The sequence below is a fragment of the Streptomyces sp. NPDC002403 genome, from assembly GCF_053593015.1.
Genome location: NZ_JBSFBQ010000019.1, coordinates 32,937 through 49,456, shown reverse-complemented (window position 1 = coordinate 49,456; position 16,520 = coordinate 32,937). Strand labels below are relative to the sequence as shown.

Here is a 16,520-nt window from a genome sequence, read left to right as displayed (position 1 = left end):
AGGCGGGCCGGGCCGGTCAGCCGCGGAAGCCGAGCAGCCCGTGCAGGACGGCGCCCCTGCTGCCGGAGGCCGCCCGCCGTACCGACTTCGCCGCCGCCTCACCGGTCAGCGGCTGCGGGTCGGGGGACTTGGCGCACACCGCGTCCGCGTCGGCCCTGCTGCCCTCGCCGCGCGGGACGATGCCCTTGGCGAGATAGTCCGCCAGGTAGGTGTCCAGGCAGTCGTTGCCGCTCAGCGTGATGCCGTGGTTGCCGCCGCCCTGCTCGACGACCAGGCTGGAGCCGCGCAGCCTGCGGTGCAGGGTGACGCCGCCCTCGTACGGTGTGGCAGCGTCGTCGGTGGCCTGGAAGAGCAGCACCGGCGGGAGCGCGCTGTTGGAGACACGCACCGGATTGAGCGGTTCCACCGGCCAGTCGGCACACGGGGCGTTGTACCAGCTGTTGTTCCAGGTGAAGAAGGGCGCCTTGGCGTGCACCCTCCGGCTGTCGCCGCGCCAGGTGTTCCACTGCCGGGGCCACTGGGCGTCGCGGCACTGCACGGCCGTGTAGACCGAGTACCCGTTGTCGCCCTCGGCGTCGACCGCGCCGAACCTCTTGTACGCCTTCACCAGCGCGTTCTGGTCGCCGTCGTTGGTGTACGCGGCGAACGCCTCGGCCAGACGCGGCCAGTACCCGTCGTAGTAGCCGCCCGGCAGGAAGGTGTCCTCCAGTTCGCTCGGGCCGACCTTCCCGCCCGCGGGATGCGCCTTGACGGCCGCACGCATCGCGTACCAGGCGCTCTCGACCTCCGCCGGGTCGGTGCCGAGCCGGTACGTGGAGTCGTGCTTCGCCACCCAGGCGGCGAACGCCTTGTGGCGGGCGTCGAAGGCGTAGTCCTGGCCGATGTTGTCGTCGTACCAGACACCGTCCGGGTCGACGTTCGAGTCGAGGACGAAGCGCCGCACCCGGTCCGGGAACAGCTTGGCGTACACCGCGCCGAGGTAGGTGCCGTACGAGTACCCGAAGTAGTTGAGCTGCCGGGCGCCGGTGGCCCGGCGGATCACGTCGAGGTCCTTCGCGGCGCTGACCGTGTCCATGTGGGGCAGCAGATCCGGGTACGCGCGCCCGCACGCCTCGGCGAACGAACGGGCCCGGTTCCGGTTGGCCTGCTCGGTGCCGGGCGAGTCCGGCACCGAATCGGGGCGCAGCGGATCGAAGTAGTTCGGTACGCAGTCCAGCGCCGGCCGGCTCCTGCCGACGCCGCGCGGGTCGAAGCCGATCACGTCGTACTGGGCGGCGACCGCCTTCGGCAGCGAGGACGCCACGAATCCCGCCATGGTCAGGCCGCTGCCCCCGGGGCCGCCCGGGTTGACGAGCAGGGGGCCCTGGAAGGTCTTCGCGGTGTGCGGGATGCGGGACAGCGCGAGGGTGATCCGCCGGCCCGACGGATCGTCATGATCGAGCGGAGCACTGACCGATGAGCACTGCAGCCGCGGATAGGACTTGGTGCCGCAGTCGGTCCATTCGAGCTTCGTCGCGGCGGGCCGCGCGCCGTTGTCGGCGGTTGCCGGTGACGGCGCGGCGGTCACCAGACCGGCGACCGTCGCACCGACGGCGAACAGAATTCCTGGACGTTTCGTCATATGGCCTCCCGTGGTGGGGGAAACACGGCTGCGGGTGGCGCAGCCCCCGCCGCATGCTCCCCGCATTCGCGCCAGGAAGGACCTGTTATGTCAAGAGTTGACCCGTTTGCCCGCGTTGGCTCCGCCGGGACCGACGCGACGGTTCCGGCGGATCAGAGCAGGGTCAGCTGGGTTGGCCCGGGGCCGTCGAGCGGCGCCCGCTGTTCCTTCCGCACCGGGAGCCGCCGGGCCGCGCCGCGGTGCGAGGGTCCGATGCCGAATTCGGCCGCCAGCTCGTGGACGTACCGGGTGATGCGGCGCTGGTACCACTTGGGTGCGTAGGGCCCCTCGGCGTACAGCCGCTCGTACCGCCGCACCAGATGGGGGTGGTGGTTGCCGAGCCACTGCATGTACCACTCCCGCGCGCCGGGCCGCAGATGGAGGACGAGCGGGGTCACCGAGGTCGCCCCGGCGCCGGCGATCGCGCGGACCGTGGCGCGCAGCTGGTCGGGATGGTCGCCGAGGAACGGGATGACGGGGGCCATCAGCACGCCGCAGTCGATGCCGTTCTCGCTCAGGGTGCGGACGGCGTCGAGGCGGCGCCCGGGGGAGGGGGTGCCGGGCTCGACGGTGCGCCACAGCGCGTCGTCGACGAAGCCGACCGAGACGGAGATGCCGACATCGGTGACCTCGGTCGCCTGCCGGAGCAGTTCCAGATCGCGCAGGATCAGCGTGCCCTTGGTCAGGATCGAGAACGGGTTCGCGTGGTCGCGCAGCGCCGAGATGATGCCGGGCATCAGGCGGTAGCGGCCCTCGGCGCGCTGGTAGCAGTCGACGTTGGTGCCCATCGCGATGTGCGCGCCGTCCCAGTGGCCGGACGCGAGCCGGCTGCGCAGCAGCTCCGGGGCGTTGGTCTTGACGACGATCTGGGAGTCGAAGCCGAGGCCGGCGTCGAGATCCAGATAGCTGTGGGTCCTGCGCGCGAAGCAGTAGACACAGGCGTGCGAACAGCCCCGGTACGGATTGACGGTCCATTCGAACGGCATCCGCGATGCGCCCGGCACCCGGTTCACGATCGAGCGGGCCCGGACCTCGTGGAAGGTGATCCCCCGGAACTCGGGAGTGTCAAAGGTGCGCGTGGTCACCGCTCCGGCGGTGAAGAGCGCGCTGTCCCCGGTCGTGGCGGGGTTCTCGACCAGATTGTCCCAGCGCATGGACGCCTCCTCGGTAGTACTGGACAGAGAATAGAACACTTGTTCCCTTGATCGTTTTCTCCCCTTCGTCCCGGACCGGATTTTGAGCGGCGTGCCGGAGGTGGTTGGCTCAGCACACCCCCGAACAACCGAGTGCTGGAGGAACAGCCATGGCGCAGGTCGAGGCCACGACAGAGCGAGTCATCGCGGCGGACGCGGAGACGGTGTTCGACGCGCTGGCCGACTACAAGGAGGTCCGGGGCAGGGTGCTGCCCGGACACTTCAGCGAGTACGAGGTGCGCGAGGGCGGTGACGGCGAGGGCACCCTCGTCCACTGGAAGCTCCAGGCCACCAGCAAGCGGGTGCGCGACTGCCTGCTGGAGGTCACCGAGCCCACCGACGGCCAGCTCGTGGAGAAGGACCGCAACTCCTCGATGGTCACCACCTGGACCGTCACGCCGGCCGGTGAGGGCCGGTCGAAGGCCGTCGTCTCGACCGTCTGGAACGGTGCCGGAGGCATCGGCGGATTCTTCGAGAAGACCTTCGCACCCAAGGGGCTCGGCCGGATCTACGACGAGCTGCTGCAGAACCTCGCCGCCGAGGTCGAGAAGTAGCCCGCCCCGCTCTTGACCGGCCTCACCGGTTCGGGTGGTTTTCCCGGCCCGCCCGGTGGTGCGCCGTAGTGGCTCTCACCGGGGGCTAAGCCCCCCGAGTGCGCTGCCGGCGCTCCCCGTCGCGTTTGCTCTCCCTTCTTTCGCAATGGCAGAAATGGGCGGCGCAGACGCGACGAGGGGAGCGGCACGTGGTGGGTGGGATCACTCTGTTGGAGGAGGAGCCGGGCGGTACGGGGACCGCCCGGACGGCTGCCGCGCCGCCCCCGCCACGCCCTGCCGAGGCGGAACCGGTACACGCAGGGGCCCCCGGCGCACCGGACACCAGCCCCCGCCGCATCCGGCTGATCTTCCTCGGGCTGATGCTCACGCTGTTGCTCGCGGCGCTCGACCAGATGATCGTCGCCACCGCGCTGCCGAAGATCGTCGGTGAGCTGCACGGCCTGGAGAAGATGTCCTGGGCCGTCACCGCGTATCTGCTCGCCTCCACGATCGGCCTGCCGATCTACGGAAAGCTCGGCGACCTCTTCGGCCGCAAGGGCGTCTTCCAGTTCGCCATCGTCGTCTTCGTCATCGGCTCCGCGCTCGCCGGCTGGTCCCGCACCATGGACGAGCTGATCGCCTTCCGTGCTGTCCAGGGCGTCGGTGGCGGAGGGCTGATGATCGGGGTCCAGGCGATCATCGCGGATGTCGTGCCGCCCCGGGAACGCGGCCGGTTCATGGGGCTCATCGGTGCCGCGTTCGGCCTCGCGTCCGTGGCGGGCCCACTGCTCGGCGGCTTCTTCACCGACCATGCCTCATGGCGCTGGTGCTTCTACATCAACGTCCCCTTCGGTCTGGTCACGCTCGCCGTCATCACCGTCGTGCTGAAACTCCCCAGGCCCACGGTCCGGCCCCGCCTCGACGTCCTGGGCGCGCTGCTGCTCGCGGCCGCCTCCACCTGCCTGGTGCTGCTGACCAGTTGGGGCGGCACGGAGTACGCGTGGGGATCGCGCACCATCCTGGGGCTGGGGGCCGGAGCCGCCGGAACGACTCTGCTGTTCCTGTTCGTCGAGCACCGGGCGGCCGAACCCATCATTCCGCTGCGGCTCTTCCGCGACTCGATCTTCAATGTCACCGCGCTCGTCGGGGCGGTCGTCGGAGTGGGGCTGTTCGGAGCCGCCAGCTATCTGCCGACCTTCCTCCAGATGGTCGACGGCGCCACGGCCACCGAATCCGGACTGCTGATGCTCCCGATGATGGGCGGCATCGTCATCGCGTCCGTCGTCTCCGGGCAGATGATCTCCCGCACCGGCCGCTACCGCATCCACCCGATTGTCGGCGGTGCGGTCTCGACGGTCGGGATGTGGTTGCTCTCCCGCCTCGAAACCGACACCCCGCGCTACGAGTACAGCATCGCGCAGGCCGTGCTCGGCATCGGGATCGGGCTGATCATGCCGGTGCTGGTGCTCGCCGTGCAGAACTCCGTCGAGCCCGCCGACATCGGCTCGGCCACCAGTGCCAACAACTATTTCCGGCAGATCGGCGGCAGCGTCGGCGCCGCCGTCTTCGGAACGCTCTTCGCCGGCCGCCTCGCGGACGCGCTCGCCGTCCGCCTGCCGTCCGGTGCCGACCTGCCCGACCCCGAGTCGATCACCCCGCAGCTGGTCCATGCCATGGAGCCCGCGCTGCGCGACAGTTACGTCCAGGCGTACGCCGACGCGATGCCGCGGATCTTCCTCTACCTCGTGCCGGTGCTCGCGCTCGGCCTGTTCTTCGCCTTCTTCCTCAAGGAGAAACCGCTGGTGTCCCACCACAGCCCCGAAAACGCCGCCGAGTCCGTGACCGTGCCGGCCGCCCGCATCACCACGACCACCGAGGCCGCCGTGCCGCCGCCCGTCTACCTGTCGGGCGTGCCGGTGTGCGGCAGCGTCCAGCACCCCGACGGCACGAAGGTGCCGCGCGCCGCCCTCACCCTCATCGACGGCCAGGGCCAACAGGTCGGACGGGGCGCGAGCGGCGACGACGGACGGTACGCGCTGAGCGTGCCCGGCGCCGGTTCGTACGTCCTCATCGCCGCGGCAGGCGGACACCAGCCGCAGGCCGTCAGCGTCACCGTCGGCGAACGGCCCGTCGAACTCGATGTGGTGCTCGGCGGGGCCGGGCGCCTGGCCGGGACCGTTCTGACCGCCGACGGCATCCCGGTGCGCGATGCCGCCGTCACCCTCACCGATGTCCGCGGCGAGGTCGTCTCGTCCACCCGCAGCGGCCGCGAAGGCGGCTATGTGATCACGGAACTGGTGGCGGGCGAGTACACCCTCGCCGCCAGCGCCCCCGCCTTCCGGCCCGCCGCGCTGCCGGTGAGCGTGCAGGCGGCAAGGGAGACCCGGCAGGACATCGAACTCGCCGGCGGCGCGGTGCTGCGCGGCATCGTACGGGCGACCGGCGGCCGGCCCGTCGAGGACGCCCGGGTCACGCTCCTGGACGCGGCGGGCAATGTGGTCGACACACTCACCACCGGGCCCGACGGGGCCTTCCGGTTCGTGGACCTGTCCACCGGCGAGTACACGGTGATCGCGGCCGGGTACCCGCCGGTCGCCACCGTTCTCCAGGTCGCGGGCGGCGGACGTACCGAACGTGACCTCCAACTGGGCCACGAGGACTGACCGTCGGGGAGGCGGCGGGACGGCCGGTGGTCCGCCGGGCCGGCCCGCCGCAGGACCCGGGGGGCGCGTCCCGCTGCGCCGGGCGCACCACCCGGGGGCGATTGGGCCGATGACCGGCGGGCGCCGGACACGGAGTCGTACCGTGGAGTCACGAACCGCAGAACGTTGCGGTGGGGAAGGAGCCCTCCACCCATGGATCACGATGTGCCGACGCAGCGGACACCACTGCCGTCCGACGCCGTGACGGGCCGCGTCCCGCTGGCCGTCGCGGTGGTCGACGGGGACGGGCTCGTCTCCCACTGGTCGAGCGGCGCGAGACGGCTCTTCGGCGTCTCCCGACAGGCCGCGGTCGGCAGCCCGGCCGGTGAACTCCTTCCGGTATCAGGCGTGTTGGGCAGGGCGGAGGAGGGCGCCGGATTCGGTCCCGAACTCGACGGCGCACCGGGCGGGAGCCTCTCCTGCCCGGCGGCGGGGCGGGCCCGGGTGGACGAACCGGAGCGCGGCCGGATCGACGTGCTGTGGTGGGCCTATCCGCTGGTCGGCCCCGGTGCCGAGCGCCTCCTGGTGCTCGCCGCGGACGCCGGCCGGCTGGGCGAGGGCGACCGGGGCGACGGCCGGGCCACCGGGACGGTCGCCCCCGCCTTCGCGCTCCACACCGACTTCCCCGGCTACCGGGAGCTCGCGGGCCGGCTGCCCGAGATCCTGCCCAGCATGAGTGTCGGCGAGGCGACCGGAATCGTCGCCCAGGTACTCGAACTCGGCTATCCCGTCCTGGAGTTCAGTCACCGCAGCCAGGTCCCGGTCACCCCCGACTGGGGCGTGCCGCGACGCACCTCCCGGCACCCCGCCCAGGACCCGCGGAGCGAATCCGGCGGATCGCCCGCGCCCCGGACCGCGCCCCGCCCAGAGCTGGACCTCGAATACGCGGCGGTCCGCGAGCGGCTGGAATTCCTCAACGAGGTCAGCGGCCGCATCGGCACCTCCCTCGACCTGGAACGCACCATCCGCGAGGTCACCAGCGCCGCCGTACCCCGCTTCACCGACTTCGCCGGTACGCACCTGCGCGCCGCCGTCCTGGCCGGCGAGGGCTTCCCCGACGGGCCGCCCGACGTCACCACCGTCTGGCACCGGGTCTGGGTCGAGCACAACGACGAACCGGGCCGCTGGGACGACACCGTCCCGGTCGGCGAGTCCATCGCCTTCCCCGAACACACCCCGTTCTTCCAGTGCATGGTCACCGGCGAACCGGTCCTCGTCCCGCACGTCACCGAGGAGATGAGCAACCGGATCTCGGGCGAGTTCGAAAAACGCGACCTGCGCCCGCTGATCACCCACCGCTCCCTGCTGATCGTCCCGCTCAAGGCTCGCGACGTGGTCCTCGGCTTCATGGTCCTCATGCGCCGCCCGGACCGCGAGCCCTTCGACGACATGGACCGCACCACCGGCGCCGAACTGGCCGCCCGCGCGGGGCTCGTACTCGACAACGCCCGCATGTACACCTACCAGGAGAACGTCGCGGAGACCCTCCAGGACAGCATGCTGCCCCAGGTGCCGTCCCGGATGGCCGGCTGCGACATCGCAACCCGCTACCTGCCCGGCGCCCGGCTCGGAAGGATCGGCGGCGACTGGTTCGACGCGGTGAAGCTGCCCGGCTCCCGGACCGCGCTCGTCGTCGGCGACGTCATGGGGCACGGCCTCAACTCGGCAGCAATGATGGGCCAGTTGCGCACCGCTGTGCTGACCATGGCCACCATGGAGATGCCACCGGCCCGACTGCTGCGCAACCTCGACGACCTGGCACAGCGCCTCGGCGAGCAGCATCTGGCAACCTGTCTCCACGCCGTCTACGACCCGATCCGTTCCGAGGTCCAGATCGCCAACGCCGGGCACATCCCGCCCGTGCTCGTCCGCGCCGAGGACGGCCGGGCCGAACTCCTGACGCTGCCCACCGGTGCCCCGATCGGTGTGGGCGGCGTCGCCTTCGAGACCGCGACCGTGCGGGTGCGGCCAGGAGACCGTCTGATCCTGTGCACCGACGGCCTCGTCGAGGTCCGCGGCCAGGACATCGGAGCCGGGCTCGCCGCGCTCTGCGCCTCGGCGGCCCACCCCGCCGCCTCCATGGACGACGCCTGCGACACGATCATCCGGGCCCTGAACCCGCGCGGCGGCCGCAAGGACGACGTGGCGCTGCTGATGGCCCGGCTCAACGGAATCCCGGACGCGGATGTCGCCGAATGGCAACTCGCCCTGGACCCGCGCGAAGTGGCCCGGGCGCGGCGCCTGGTGCAAGGGAAGCTGCTCGACTGGGAGCTGCCGGACGCGGTCGAGGCGGCGGAGCTGATGGTCAGCGAGCTCGTGACCAACGCGGTGAAGCACGGCCGGAGCCATCACATCGGGCTCCGTCTGGTCCGCACCGGCGCTCTGCTGTGCGAGGTCAGCGACGACGAACCCGCCCCGGCCACGCTGCTCGACGCGGCCTCCCACGACGAGTCCGGCCGCGGCCTGCTCCTGGTGAGCAGCCTCGCCCGTGAGTGGGGCACCAGCACCACGGCGCACGGCAAGACCGTCTGGTTCGAACAGGCACTCGGCGGGATCCCGCGTCCCCGGTCGCACACCTGGTGAAGGAGTCGCCCCGAGAGGCCGGATGCTGTGCGCGCTCTTGCCGGGGCCGTCCCGGGACGGTAGTCCGGTCCTGAACGAACGCCGCAGGACGAACGGACCCGGGAGTGCGCATGGACGTGTCACAGCGTTACCGCGAGGCGTGGGAGGGCTACTGGTCCGCCACCTCGGACACACCCGGCGAGGCGATCTGGGACTCCGACCCGTCCCTCACCGCCATACCCCACACCGAGCTGCTGCTGCCGTACGCCGATGCCTCGCTGCCGATCGTCGACCTCGGCTGCGGCAACGGCACCCAGACCCGCTACCTGGCCACCCGGTTCGCCCGCGCGATCGGTGTGGACCTCTCGCACGCGGCCATCGGGCACGCCCGCCGCGCGGACCCCAAGGGCGTCGCCGAGTTCGATCGGCTCGACCTTGTCGACGCGGACGCGGTGGCGGCCCTGCGCAAGCGGATCGGTGACACCAATGTCTATATGCGTGCGGTGATCCACCAGAGCGAGCCCGAGGCGCGGCCCGCCGTCGCCGCGGCGGTCGCGGCGCTGGTGGGGGAGCGCGGACGTGCCTTCGTCGTCGAGCCGACCCCGGCCTCCAAGGACGTGCTCCAGCAGGTGGCGCAGGGCCCGGACGGCCCGCCGGAGAAGCTGCGCCGGGTCCTGGCCCACGGGCTCAAGCCCGCGAGCGCCACGGAGGAGGAGGTACGGCGACTGCTCCAGGAGGCCGGGCTCACCGCACTGGCCGGCGGTGCGACCGCCCTGGCCCAGACCGAGTTCCTGCCCGACGGCACCAGGGTCGAGCTGCCGTCACGCTGGTTCGTGCTGGCGCTCGCGGAGCACCGGGGCGGAGACCGGCGATAGTGCGGCGATCCTGATTCCGGCCCGGCGGGGAAGGGGGCCGCGGCGGGTCAGCGGAAGGGCCCGCGCCGCCGCGCCGCGGCGGCCAGGGCCGGCCGGCTACTACGCCCTCATCCACGAGGCGGCGAAGGAGGGGGCGGGGGGCGGGGACGCCGACGCACTAGCCACCCGCGTCGTGGACACCCTGCTGCGCGGCGCCGGGGCTCCGGGCGGATTCGCGGGAGTGTGATCGGCCCCGGCGGAAATCACGGGCGCACGCACTGCCGCGCTCGGCATGATGACGCCATGTCTGAAGACACGAGAAACAAGCCCCCGCAGGTGGGCGGCGAGCGTGCGTCACTGAGCGGTTTCCTCCAGTACCAGCGCGAGACCCTGGCCATGAAGTGCGCCGGGCTCACCGCGGCGCAGCTGCGGGAGGCGGCCGTGCCCCCTTCGGGCCTGACCCTGCTCGGGCTCGTCCGGCATCTCGCCGAGGTCGAACGCTCCTGGTTCCGGCGGGTGCTGAAGGACGAGGTGGCGCCGCCGCACTGGCCCGGGCCGAACCCCGGAGAGTTCGCCGAGTTCGATGTGGCGGACGCCGATCCCGAGGAGGCGTTCAGGATCTGGCGCGAGGAGTGCGCGCGCTCCCGGGCCACTGTCGAGGCGGCCGAGTCCCTTGATTTCGCCGGGAGTTACGGCGACGAGGTGTTCTCGCTGCGTTACATCCTCACGCACATGATCGAGGAGTACGCGCGCCACAACGGCCAGGCGGACCTGCTCCGGGAGCGTATCGACGGCGTCACCGGCGAATAGCCGGTCCGCGCCCGGAGCCCGGCGGCGGTCAGACCGGGTCCGCCACCGGTGTCCGTGCCTCGGCCCGCTCGCCGTAGCGATGGGCCCATGGCAGGGCCTCCTCCAGCTGGGCCGATACGCCGAGCAGGAGATCCTCGCGGCCCCATCCGGCCGTGAGCGAGACACCGAGCGGCAGGCCCTGCGAACTCCAGCCCAGCGGAAGGCTGATGGCCGGGAACCCGGTGGCGTTCGCCAGGACGGTGTTGCCCGTGAACGCGGTCATCGCGGCCAGCTCCGCCGCCGGGTCCGTGTCGTTGCGGAGCCGGCCGACCGGCATCGGCGGAGTCGTCACGGTCGGGGTGATCACCACGTCCGCATCCGCGTGGCCGAGTGCCCAGGCGCGGGCGCGGGCCTGCACGGAACCGATCGAGGCGGCCAGCTCGGCCGATGTCAACTCCATTGAGCGGGAACGGAGATGGCGGACGATCGGACGCAGGGGCGCATCGTCGAACGCCATGGTCCTGGACCCGACCAGCGCCGTGAACATCACCCGGAAACCCTCGGTGAGCTCGGGGTCCGGAGCCTGCTCCCGGGCGAACACCTCATGGCCCAGCCCCGCCAGCGTACGGGCGGTGAGTTCGGCGGCCGCGGCGACCTCGGGATCCACCGGGGAGCCCGAGACCGATCCCTGGGCGAGCGCGATCCGCAGTCGTGGCACGGGTGCGTCGCAGGCCCGCTCGTAGCTGTCGACCCGGGGCGGATGCACGGTGCCGACGCCGGTACGGGTGGTCAGCGCGTCCAGGAACGCGGCGGTGTCGCGCACGGTGCGGGCCAGCGGGCCCCGTACGGAGAGCCCCATCCCGTCGTTGCCGGCCGGGCCCGCGGTGACGAGCCCGCGGCTGGGCTTGAGTCCGACCACCCCGCAGGCGCTCGCGGGGGAGCGAACCGAACCGGCGGTGTCGCTGCCCTGCGCGATCGGCACCAGCAGCGCGCCGACCGCCGCGGCCGCGCCACCACTGCTGCCGGCCGCGCTGCGGGACGGGTCGAAGGGGCTGCGTGCCGGGGCGGACACCTCGGGCTCGGTGTAGCAGGCCGCCCCGAACTCGGGAACGGTGGTCTTGCCGAGACTGATCAGTCCGGCGTCGGCCATGACCTCGACGATCTCGTCGTCGTGCCCGGGAATCCAGTCGCGGAACAGCGCGGAGCCCAGTGTGGTGCGCACCCCCGCCGTGGCCTCCAGGTCCTTGATCGCGGTGGGTACACCGAACAGGCGCGGCAGGCCGGCGCGGTCCGACGAGCGCAGGACACGCTCGGCCTCGGCCGCCGCGGCGCGGGCCGGGGCGGCCGACACGGTGGTGAACGCCCCCACCCGGTCGCCGTCCCCGATCCGGGCCAGCAGATGGTCCACCACCTCGGTCGGACTCGTTTCACCGCGCTCGTAGGCGGCGGCCAGTTGAAGAGCGGTGAGGTCGTGCAACTCCGTCATGGGTGCTCCCATTGCTGTTTCGTTACGCGTATCGATATGGTGCGGGCATGGTGGTCGAGAAGGCAAGCACTCCCAGGAACGGCCGTCCCCGGGCGGTGACGCTCGACGCGATCCTGGACGCGGCGACCGAACTGGCCGACGACCAGGGGCTCGATGCCGTGAGCTTCCGGGCGCTGGCCGACCGGCTGCACGTGTCACCGATGGCGATCCACCGCACGACGGGCGGCATCGACGCGCTCCAGCACGCGCTGGTGTCCCGGATCGTCGGCGAGGTGACCCGGTCGGTGGACTGGCCGCAGGACTGGCGCGGCATCGTCCGGCTCTTCGCGGATACCCTCCACGACCTGCTCATGCGGCACCCGGTCATCCTCGATGCGCACCGCCGCGCCTCGCTCGTCGGGCCCGGCGCCGACGACGTCGCCTACCGGGTCGTGGCGGCGCTGCGCGGCGCGGGGCTCGACGAGGAGGCCGCCGCGTACGCGTACGGCACCCTGCACGACTTCGTCACCGGCCATGTGGCGATCCGCCTCGGCCGCGGCGATCTGGAACTGCACCATCTGCCGCCGGAACGACGGGCCGCGTCGGTGTTCGCCGACCACCACGACTACGACCGCCGGTTCTCCTTCGGCCTCGACTTCGTCATCGGCGGGATCGCCGCCGCTGCCGCCACCCCCGTATCCCACGAGGAGCAGAGATGACCCCCTCCCCGCAGGACCTGCCGGAGACGCCGGAGACGGAACGGTCCGGGACCGGCCCGGCCGGGACCGATCTGCCCGAGACGCACCGCCTGACGGCCCCGGGCGGGCGCCGCATCGCGTACTGCTCGTACGGCGACCCCGCCGCCCCGCCCGTGATCGTGCTCCACGGCACCCCCGGCAGCCGCTACGAGGGCCTCGCGCTGCGGCAGGCGGCGACGGACGCGGGCCTGCACCTGGTCTTCCCGGACCGTCCGGGCTACGGCGCGACGGATCCCGTACCCGGTCGCGGCTTCCACCGCTGGAACGACGACTTCGTGGCCCTGCTCGACCACCTCGGCCACGAGCGGGCCACCCTCGTGGCGATCTCGGGCGGCGGCGGGTACGCGCTCTCGGCGGCCCAGAAGCACCCCGCGCGGGTCACGCGGCTGATCCTCGCGTGCGCCGCCGTCCCCGGAGCGCCCCGTTCGGCGTACGCGCGCCGGATTCCGCTGGTCAAGTGGCTGAACCGGATCGTCGTCTGGGCCCCGGCGATCGCCCGGCCGATGCTCGCCGGGAAGGGCGTCTTCAAGAAGACCAGGCGCGAGCCGAACCTCGACGCCTGGCCGCCCTCCGACCGGCTGATCATGAGCACCCCCGCCTTCCGGGCCCTGTCCGAGGTGGACACCGCCGAGGGCGAGCGCCAGGGAGTGGACGCGGCCATCACCGACCTCGCCGGCTACTCCCGCCCACTGCCGGACCCGCTGGGTTCGGTCTCGGTGCCGACCCTCTTCCTGCACGGCGAGGCGGACGGCAACGTCCCCGTCGAGGTGGCGCGCTGGGCGCACGCGCGGATTCCCGGCGCCGAGCTGCGCACCGTCCCCGACGGCGGTCATCTGTTCCTGCTCGCGGACCCGGAGCCGCTCCTGCGCGAACTGACCCGGGCGGTGGGCCCGGAGGTGTGAGGATGGCCGTCATGACATGGACCGCACCTCGCATCGCACGTACGACGGCCGACGGCGAGCAGCTGAACGTTCCGAGCACCGCGGACGAGCGGGCCATGCTGGAGGGCTGGCTCCGATGGCACCGGGAGACGCTGCTCACCAAGTGCGCGGGGCTGACCGCGGCGCAGCTCGCCCGCACCGCCGCCGAGCCCTCCGGTCTCACCCTCCTCGGCCTGGTGCGGCACATGGCGGAGGTCGAACGCTGGTGGTTCCGCCGGAGCTTCGCGGGTGAGCCGATCGGCGATGTCTTCACCGGTCCCGGAGACGGCGACGAGGGTATCGAGGGCGTCGACGCCGCGCATGCCGAGCGCGACTTCGCCGCCTACCGCGCCGAGGTCGGGGCGTGCGAGGCCGCCGTGGCGGGGCGCGGCCTCGACGAGACCTTCGTGAACGCCACCCGCGGCCGGACCGTCAGCCTGCGCTGGGTGTACCTGGTGATGATCCAGGAGTACGCGCGCCACAACGGGCACGCGGACCTGCTGCGCGAGCGCACCGACGGCGCCACGGGTGACTACCCCGCAGCGCGATGACGGTGGCCGGCCCCCACCGGGGGACCGGCCACCACTCGTCCACGATGTGTACGGCGCCGCGCCTCAGCCGCCGTCGGCCCCGGCCGGATACACGGCCGCGAAGGCCGACCGGAACAGGGCGTCGGCCTCCTGGCCGCTGAGCCCCTGCGCCCGTGCCTGGTCCAGCCACTCGACGAGCGACGTGCGCAAGGGGGAGTCGGCGGCCGCCTGGGGCGGGACGAGGGAGCGGGTGATGAAGGTGCCCGCCCCCTGCCGGACCTCGGCGAGGCCCGCGCGCTCCAGCTCGCGGTACGCCTTGAGGGTGGTGTTCGGGTTGACCTTGGTCTCGGCCGCCACCTGAGCGGCCGTGGGCAGCCGGTCACCCTCCTCCAGGGCACCCATGCGCAGCGCCTGTTCGACCTGCCGCACGATCTGGAGGTACGTCGCCACTCCGCTGCGCCGGTCGATACGGAACACGACCACTGCCTTCACCTCCCCTTCGACTGCCGGAACCCTGTGTACCCGCGGTGGCGGGTCCTAGAGGGGGCGACGGGACACCCGCCACAGGACGAACGCGGTGAGTACCGCGGTACCCGCGAGCAGGATGCCCGCCCCGGTCCACTGCATGGCCGGCATCTGGTCGAAGCCGAGGTACTCGTACACATTGTTGACGATGCCGTGTTCCTTGACGCACGCGTCGGAGGCCGCCTCGGTCGTCTTGGCGCACAGGCCCCAGCCGTAGAGATGGCCGTCGGCGGAACCGATCCAGCGGTCCACCTCGAGCGATTCGTGCAGCCGCGCGGGCATGTCCGAGGTGAGCGGGTAGGTGATCGTGCGGGTCGGGGCGAGGTGGGGGATCACCATGTCCCAGGCGACCCCGACGGCCCCGGCGAAGACGAAGGTGACCGCCATGGACATCAGGACGCGGCGGACCAGCACACCGATGGTGATGCCCGCGGCGGTCATGAAGAGACAGAGTGCGGGGAGCACCGGGCCGGTGGCATCGAACACCGACCCGTCCGCCCACTGGTTGGCGAACACCGAACGGTAGGGCTTCCACCACCAGGTGAACAGCGCCGAGAGCACCGCGGCGGTCACGAGCACCGCCGCGTAGACCCAGGCGAACTTCGTCGCCACCCAGCGGCTGCGTGACACGGACTGGGTGGTGACCAGCTGCGCCGTGCCCTGTTCCTGATCTCCCGAGATGAGCGGGGCGCCGATGAAGACGGCGAGGATCAGCGGCAGTCCGCCCAGCACGGTGAAGACGAGACCCACACCGTCCGAGTCGAACGTCGGCTGCGCCAGTTCCTTCCCCGGCCAGCCCGCGGCGTCCAGGAGGTCCTTCATGTGGCTGCGCTCGTAGACGATCCAGATCGAGCCGAGGACGGTTGCCGCGAGGAGGCTGAGCAGGGCGGCCCGGTGCTGGCGCACCACGAGCCAGCTCAGCCCGCGCAGCATGCGGGGCCCGGGGGTGCGCCCGGTGCGGGGGGCGTCGGTCAGGGTGGTGCTCATGAGGTGTGGCTCCCTTCGGCCTCGGTACGGGCACCGGGTGTGTACAACGGGGGCGCGTCCGGCGAGCGGAGATGCGCCAGCAGCACCTCTTCCAGGCTGGGTTCGGAGATCACCCAGTCACCCGACAGGGGGCCGTTCGTCCGCACCAGGGCGTGGAACTGACGGCCCTGGACCCGGCACTCGATCACGGTGTGCGGGGCCAGTGCGGCGGCCGGGTCCGTGTCCGTGGCGAGCCCGGTCACCAGCGCGTGGGCCGGGACGAGCGCGTCCGCGTCGCCCGCCATCCGGATCCTGCCGCCCGCGAGGACGAGCAGGTAGTCGCACATGTCCTCCAGCTCGGTGAGCATGTGGGAGGACATCACGACCGTGGTGCCGCGCTCGACGGCCTCCGACATCAGCAGGGTGCTCATGTCGTGGCGGGCCAGCGGGTCGAGGTCGGACATCGGCTCGTCGAGCAGCAGCAGATCGGGCCGCTTGCCGAAGGCCAGCGCGAACGCGACGCGGGTGCGCTGCCCGCCGGAGAGCGTGCCCACGCGGGCCTCCATCGGCACCTGGCCCGATCGCACGATCCGCTCCGCCGCGGCCATGTCCCAGCCGGGGTTGAGTTCGGCGCCCATGCGCAGCGTCTCGGCCACGGTGAACCGCTTGAACAGCGGCTTGTCCTGCCCGAGGAACGCGAACTTGGGCATCACCTCGGGGTCGTCCACAGGCACGCCGAAGACCCGGAGGTCACCTCCCGTGGGCTGGATCTGACGGGTCGCGATCCCCAGCAGGGTGCTCTTCCCGGCGCCGTTGGGGCCGACGAGACCGCAGATCCGTCCGGCCGGCAGCCGGAACGAGACGTCCTGCAGCGCCCAGCCGCGACCGTAGCGCTTACCCAGTCCGCGGGCCTCCAGGGCCCATGCGCCGGACGCGCCGTCCGGAGTGAATGCGTCTGCCATGCACCTAGCCTCAATTCCATTAGTCAATTAATGGAATCATGGTCTGGGGTAGTGGAAAGTGTCAAGGAGCGCACGGTGGGACCCCGTGCGGATGTCCGTGA

The 16,520-nt window shown here is 72.0% G+C and carries 14 protein-coding genes; 8 read left to right on the top strand and 6 right to left on the bottom strand.

What is annotated here, in order from left to right; all coding sequences use genetic code 11:
• Nucleotides 1–16 precede the first annotated feature (16 nt).
• Both ACWCPY_RS21640 and ACWCPY_RS21635 read right to left on the bottom strand, forming a co-directional pair.
• Complete coding sequence (locus ACWCPY_RS21640; protein ID WP_451267273.1) at nt 17–1,621, bottom strand: alpha/beta hydrolase; 1,605 nt, start codon at nt 1,619–1,621, stop codon at nt 17–19.
• Nucleotides 1,622–1,773: 152 nt separating this feature from the next.
• On the bottom strand, nt 1,774–2,814 hold the full coding sequence (locus ACWCPY_RS21635; protein WP_451267271.1) for an Rv2578c family radical SAM protein: 1,041 nt from the start codon (nt 2,812–2,814) through the stop codon (nt 1,774–1,776).
• 149 nt (nt 2,815–2,963) lie between these two features.
• Between ACWCPY_RS21635 and ACWCPY_RS21630 the strand changes: the two genes are divergently transcribed.
• From ACWCPY_RS21630 to ACWCPY_RS21610, 5 genes are all read left to right on the top strand, one after another.
• Nucleotides 2,964–3,407, top strand: coding sequence for an SRPBCC family protein (locus tag ACWCPY_RS21630; protein WP_451267269.1), 444 nt, complete (start codon nt 2,964–2,966; stop codon nt 3,405–3,407).
• A gap of 188 nt (nt 3,408–3,595) precedes the next feature.
• Nucleotides 3,596–6,049 carry an MFS transporter gene (locus tag ACWCPY_RS21625; RefSeq protein ID WP_451267267.1) on the top strand — a complete coding sequence of 818 codons (2,454 nt, stop codon included), beginning with the start codon at nt 3,596–3,598 and terminating at the stop codon, nt 6,047–6,049.
• A gap of 192 nt (nt 6,050–6,241) precedes the next feature.
• On the top strand, nt 6,242–8,671 hold the full coding sequence (locus ACWCPY_RS21620; protein WP_451267265.1) for a SpoIIE family protein phosphatase: 2,430 nt from the start codon (nt 6,242–6,244) through the stop codon (nt 8,669–8,671).
• A gap of 110 nt (nt 8,672–8,781) precedes the next feature.
• Complete coding sequence (locus ACWCPY_RS21615; RefSeq protein ID WP_451267263.1) at nt 8,782–9,525, top strand: class I SAM-dependent methyltransferase; 744 nt, start codon at nt 8,782–8,784, stop codon at nt 9,523–9,525.
• Between the two features lie 282 nt (nt 9,526–9,807).
• Nucleotides 9,808–10,314 (top strand): DinB family protein, encoded by a 507-nt coding sequence (locus tag ACWCPY_RS21610; RefSeq protein ID WP_451267261.1) that lies wholly within the window; start codon nt 9,808–9,810, stop codon nt 10,312–10,314.
• A gap of 28 nt (nt 10,315–10,342) precedes the next feature.
• On the opposite strand, the gene ACWCPY_RS21605 is transcribed toward ACWCPY_RS21610, so the two are convergent.
• Complete coding sequence (locus ACWCPY_RS21605; RefSeq protein WP_451267259.1) at nt 10,343–11,779, bottom strand: amidase; 1,437 nt, start codon at nt 11,777–11,779, stop codon at nt 10,343–10,345.
• A gap of 47 nt (nt 11,780–11,826) precedes the next feature.
• Here ACWCPY_RS21605 and ACWCPY_RS21600 point away from each other — a divergent pair, with 47 nt between their 5' ends.
• The 3 genes from ACWCPY_RS21600 to ACWCPY_RS21590 are packed head-to-tail and all read left to right on the top strand — an operon-like array spanning nt 11,827 to nt 13,987.
• A complete protein-coding gene (locus ACWCPY_RS21600; RefSeq protein ID WP_451267257.1) occupies nt 11,827–12,477 on the top strand; it encodes a TetR/AcrR family transcriptional regulator in 651 nt (216 codons plus the stop codon).
• On the top strand, nt 12,474–13,418 hold the full coding sequence (locus ACWCPY_RS21595; protein ID WP_451267255.1) for an alpha/beta fold hydrolase: 945 nt from the start codon (nt 12,474–12,476) through the stop codon (nt 13,416–13,418). The genes ACWCPY_RS21600 and ACWCPY_RS21595 overlap by 4 nt, the downstream gene beginning before the upstream one ends.
• A gap of 11 nt (nt 13,419–13,429) precedes the next feature.
• On the top strand, nt 13,430–13,987 hold the full coding sequence (locus ACWCPY_RS21590; protein ID WP_451267253.1) for a DinB family protein: 558 nt from the start codon (nt 13,430–13,432) through the stop codon (nt 13,985–13,987).
• Nucleotides 13,988–14,050: 63 nt separating this feature from the next.
• Here ACWCPY_RS21590 and ACWCPY_RS21585 read toward each other — a convergent pair whose 3' ends face one another.
• The 3 genes from ACWCPY_RS21585 to ACWCPY_RS21575 are packed head-to-tail and all read right to left on the bottom strand — an operon-like array spanning nt 14,051 to nt 16,419.
• The gene (locus tag ACWCPY_RS21585; RefSeq protein ID WP_451267251.1) at nt 14,051–14,458 is read right to left on the bottom strand and encodes a GntR family transcriptional regulator; all 408 of its coding nucleotides are present in this window, start codon (nt 14,456–14,458) and stop codon (nt 14,051–14,053) included.
• 45 nt (nt 14,459–14,503) lie between these two features.
• On the bottom strand, nt 14,504–15,478 hold the full coding sequence (locus tag ACWCPY_RS21580) for an ABC transporter permease (protein WP_451267249.1): 975 nt from the start codon (nt 15,476–15,478) through the stop codon (nt 14,504–14,506).
• On the bottom strand, nt 15,475–16,419 hold the full coding sequence (locus tag ACWCPY_RS21575) for an ABC transporter ATP-binding protein (RefSeq protein WP_451267247.1): 945 nt from the start codon (nt 16,417–16,419) through the stop codon (nt 15,475–15,477). Before ACWCPY_RS21575 ends, ACWCPY_RS21580 begins: the two co-directional genes overlap by 4 nt.
• Between the last annotated feature and the right edge of the window lie 101 nt (nt 16,420–16,520).

Excerpts from the sequence above, each read along its gene's own strand:
- ACWCPY_RS21640 (WP_451267273.1), bottom strand. The coding sequence starts at position 1,621 with ATGACGAAACGTCCAGGAATTCTGTTCGCCGTCGGTGCGACGGTCGCC.
- ACWCPY_RS21635 (WP_451267271.1), bottom strand. The coding sequence starts at position 2,814 with ATGCGCTGGGACAATCTGGTCGAGAACCCCGCCACGACCGGGGACAGC.
- ACWCPY_RS21630 (WP_451267269.1), top strand. The coding sequence starts at position 2,964 with ATGGCGCAGGTCGAGGCCACGACAGAGCGAGTCATCGCGGCGGACGCG.
- ACWCPY_RS21620 (WP_451267265.1), top strand. The coding sequence starts at position 6,242 with ATGGATCACGATGTGCCGACGCAGCGGACACCACTGCCGTCCGACGCC.
- ACWCPY_RS21615 (WP_451267263.1), top strand. The coding sequence starts at position 8,782 with ATGGACGTGTCACAGCGTTACCGCGAGGCGTGGGAGGGCTACTGGTCC.
- ACWCPY_RS21610 (WP_451267261.1), top strand. The coding sequence starts at position 9,808 with ATGTCTGAAGACACGAGAAACAAGCCCCCGCAGGTGGGCGGCGAGCGT.
- ACWCPY_RS21605 (WP_451267259.1), bottom strand. The coding sequence starts at position 11,779 with ATGACGGAGTTGCACGACCTCACCGCTCTTCAACTGGCCGCCGCCTAC.
- ACWCPY_RS21600 (WP_451267257.1), top strand. The coding sequence starts at position 11,827 with ATGGTGGTCGAGAAGGCAAGCACTCCCAGGAACGGCCGTCCCCGGGCG.
- ACWCPY_RS21595 (WP_451267255.1), top strand. The coding sequence starts at position 12,474 with ATGACCCCCTCCCCGCAGGACCTGCCGGAGACGCCGGAGACGGAACGG.
- ACWCPY_RS21590 (WP_451267253.1), top strand. The coding sequence starts at position 13,430 with ATGACATGGACCGCACCTCGCATCGCACGTACGACGGCCGACGGCGAG.
- ACWCPY_RS21580 (WP_451267249.1), bottom strand. The coding sequence starts at position 15,478 with ATGAGCACCACCCTGACCGACGCCCCCCGCACCGGGCGCACCCCCGGG.
- ACWCPY_RS21575 (WP_451267247.1), bottom strand. The coding sequence starts at position 16,419 with ATGGCAGACGCATTCACTCCGGACGGCGCGTCCGGCGCATGGGCCCTG.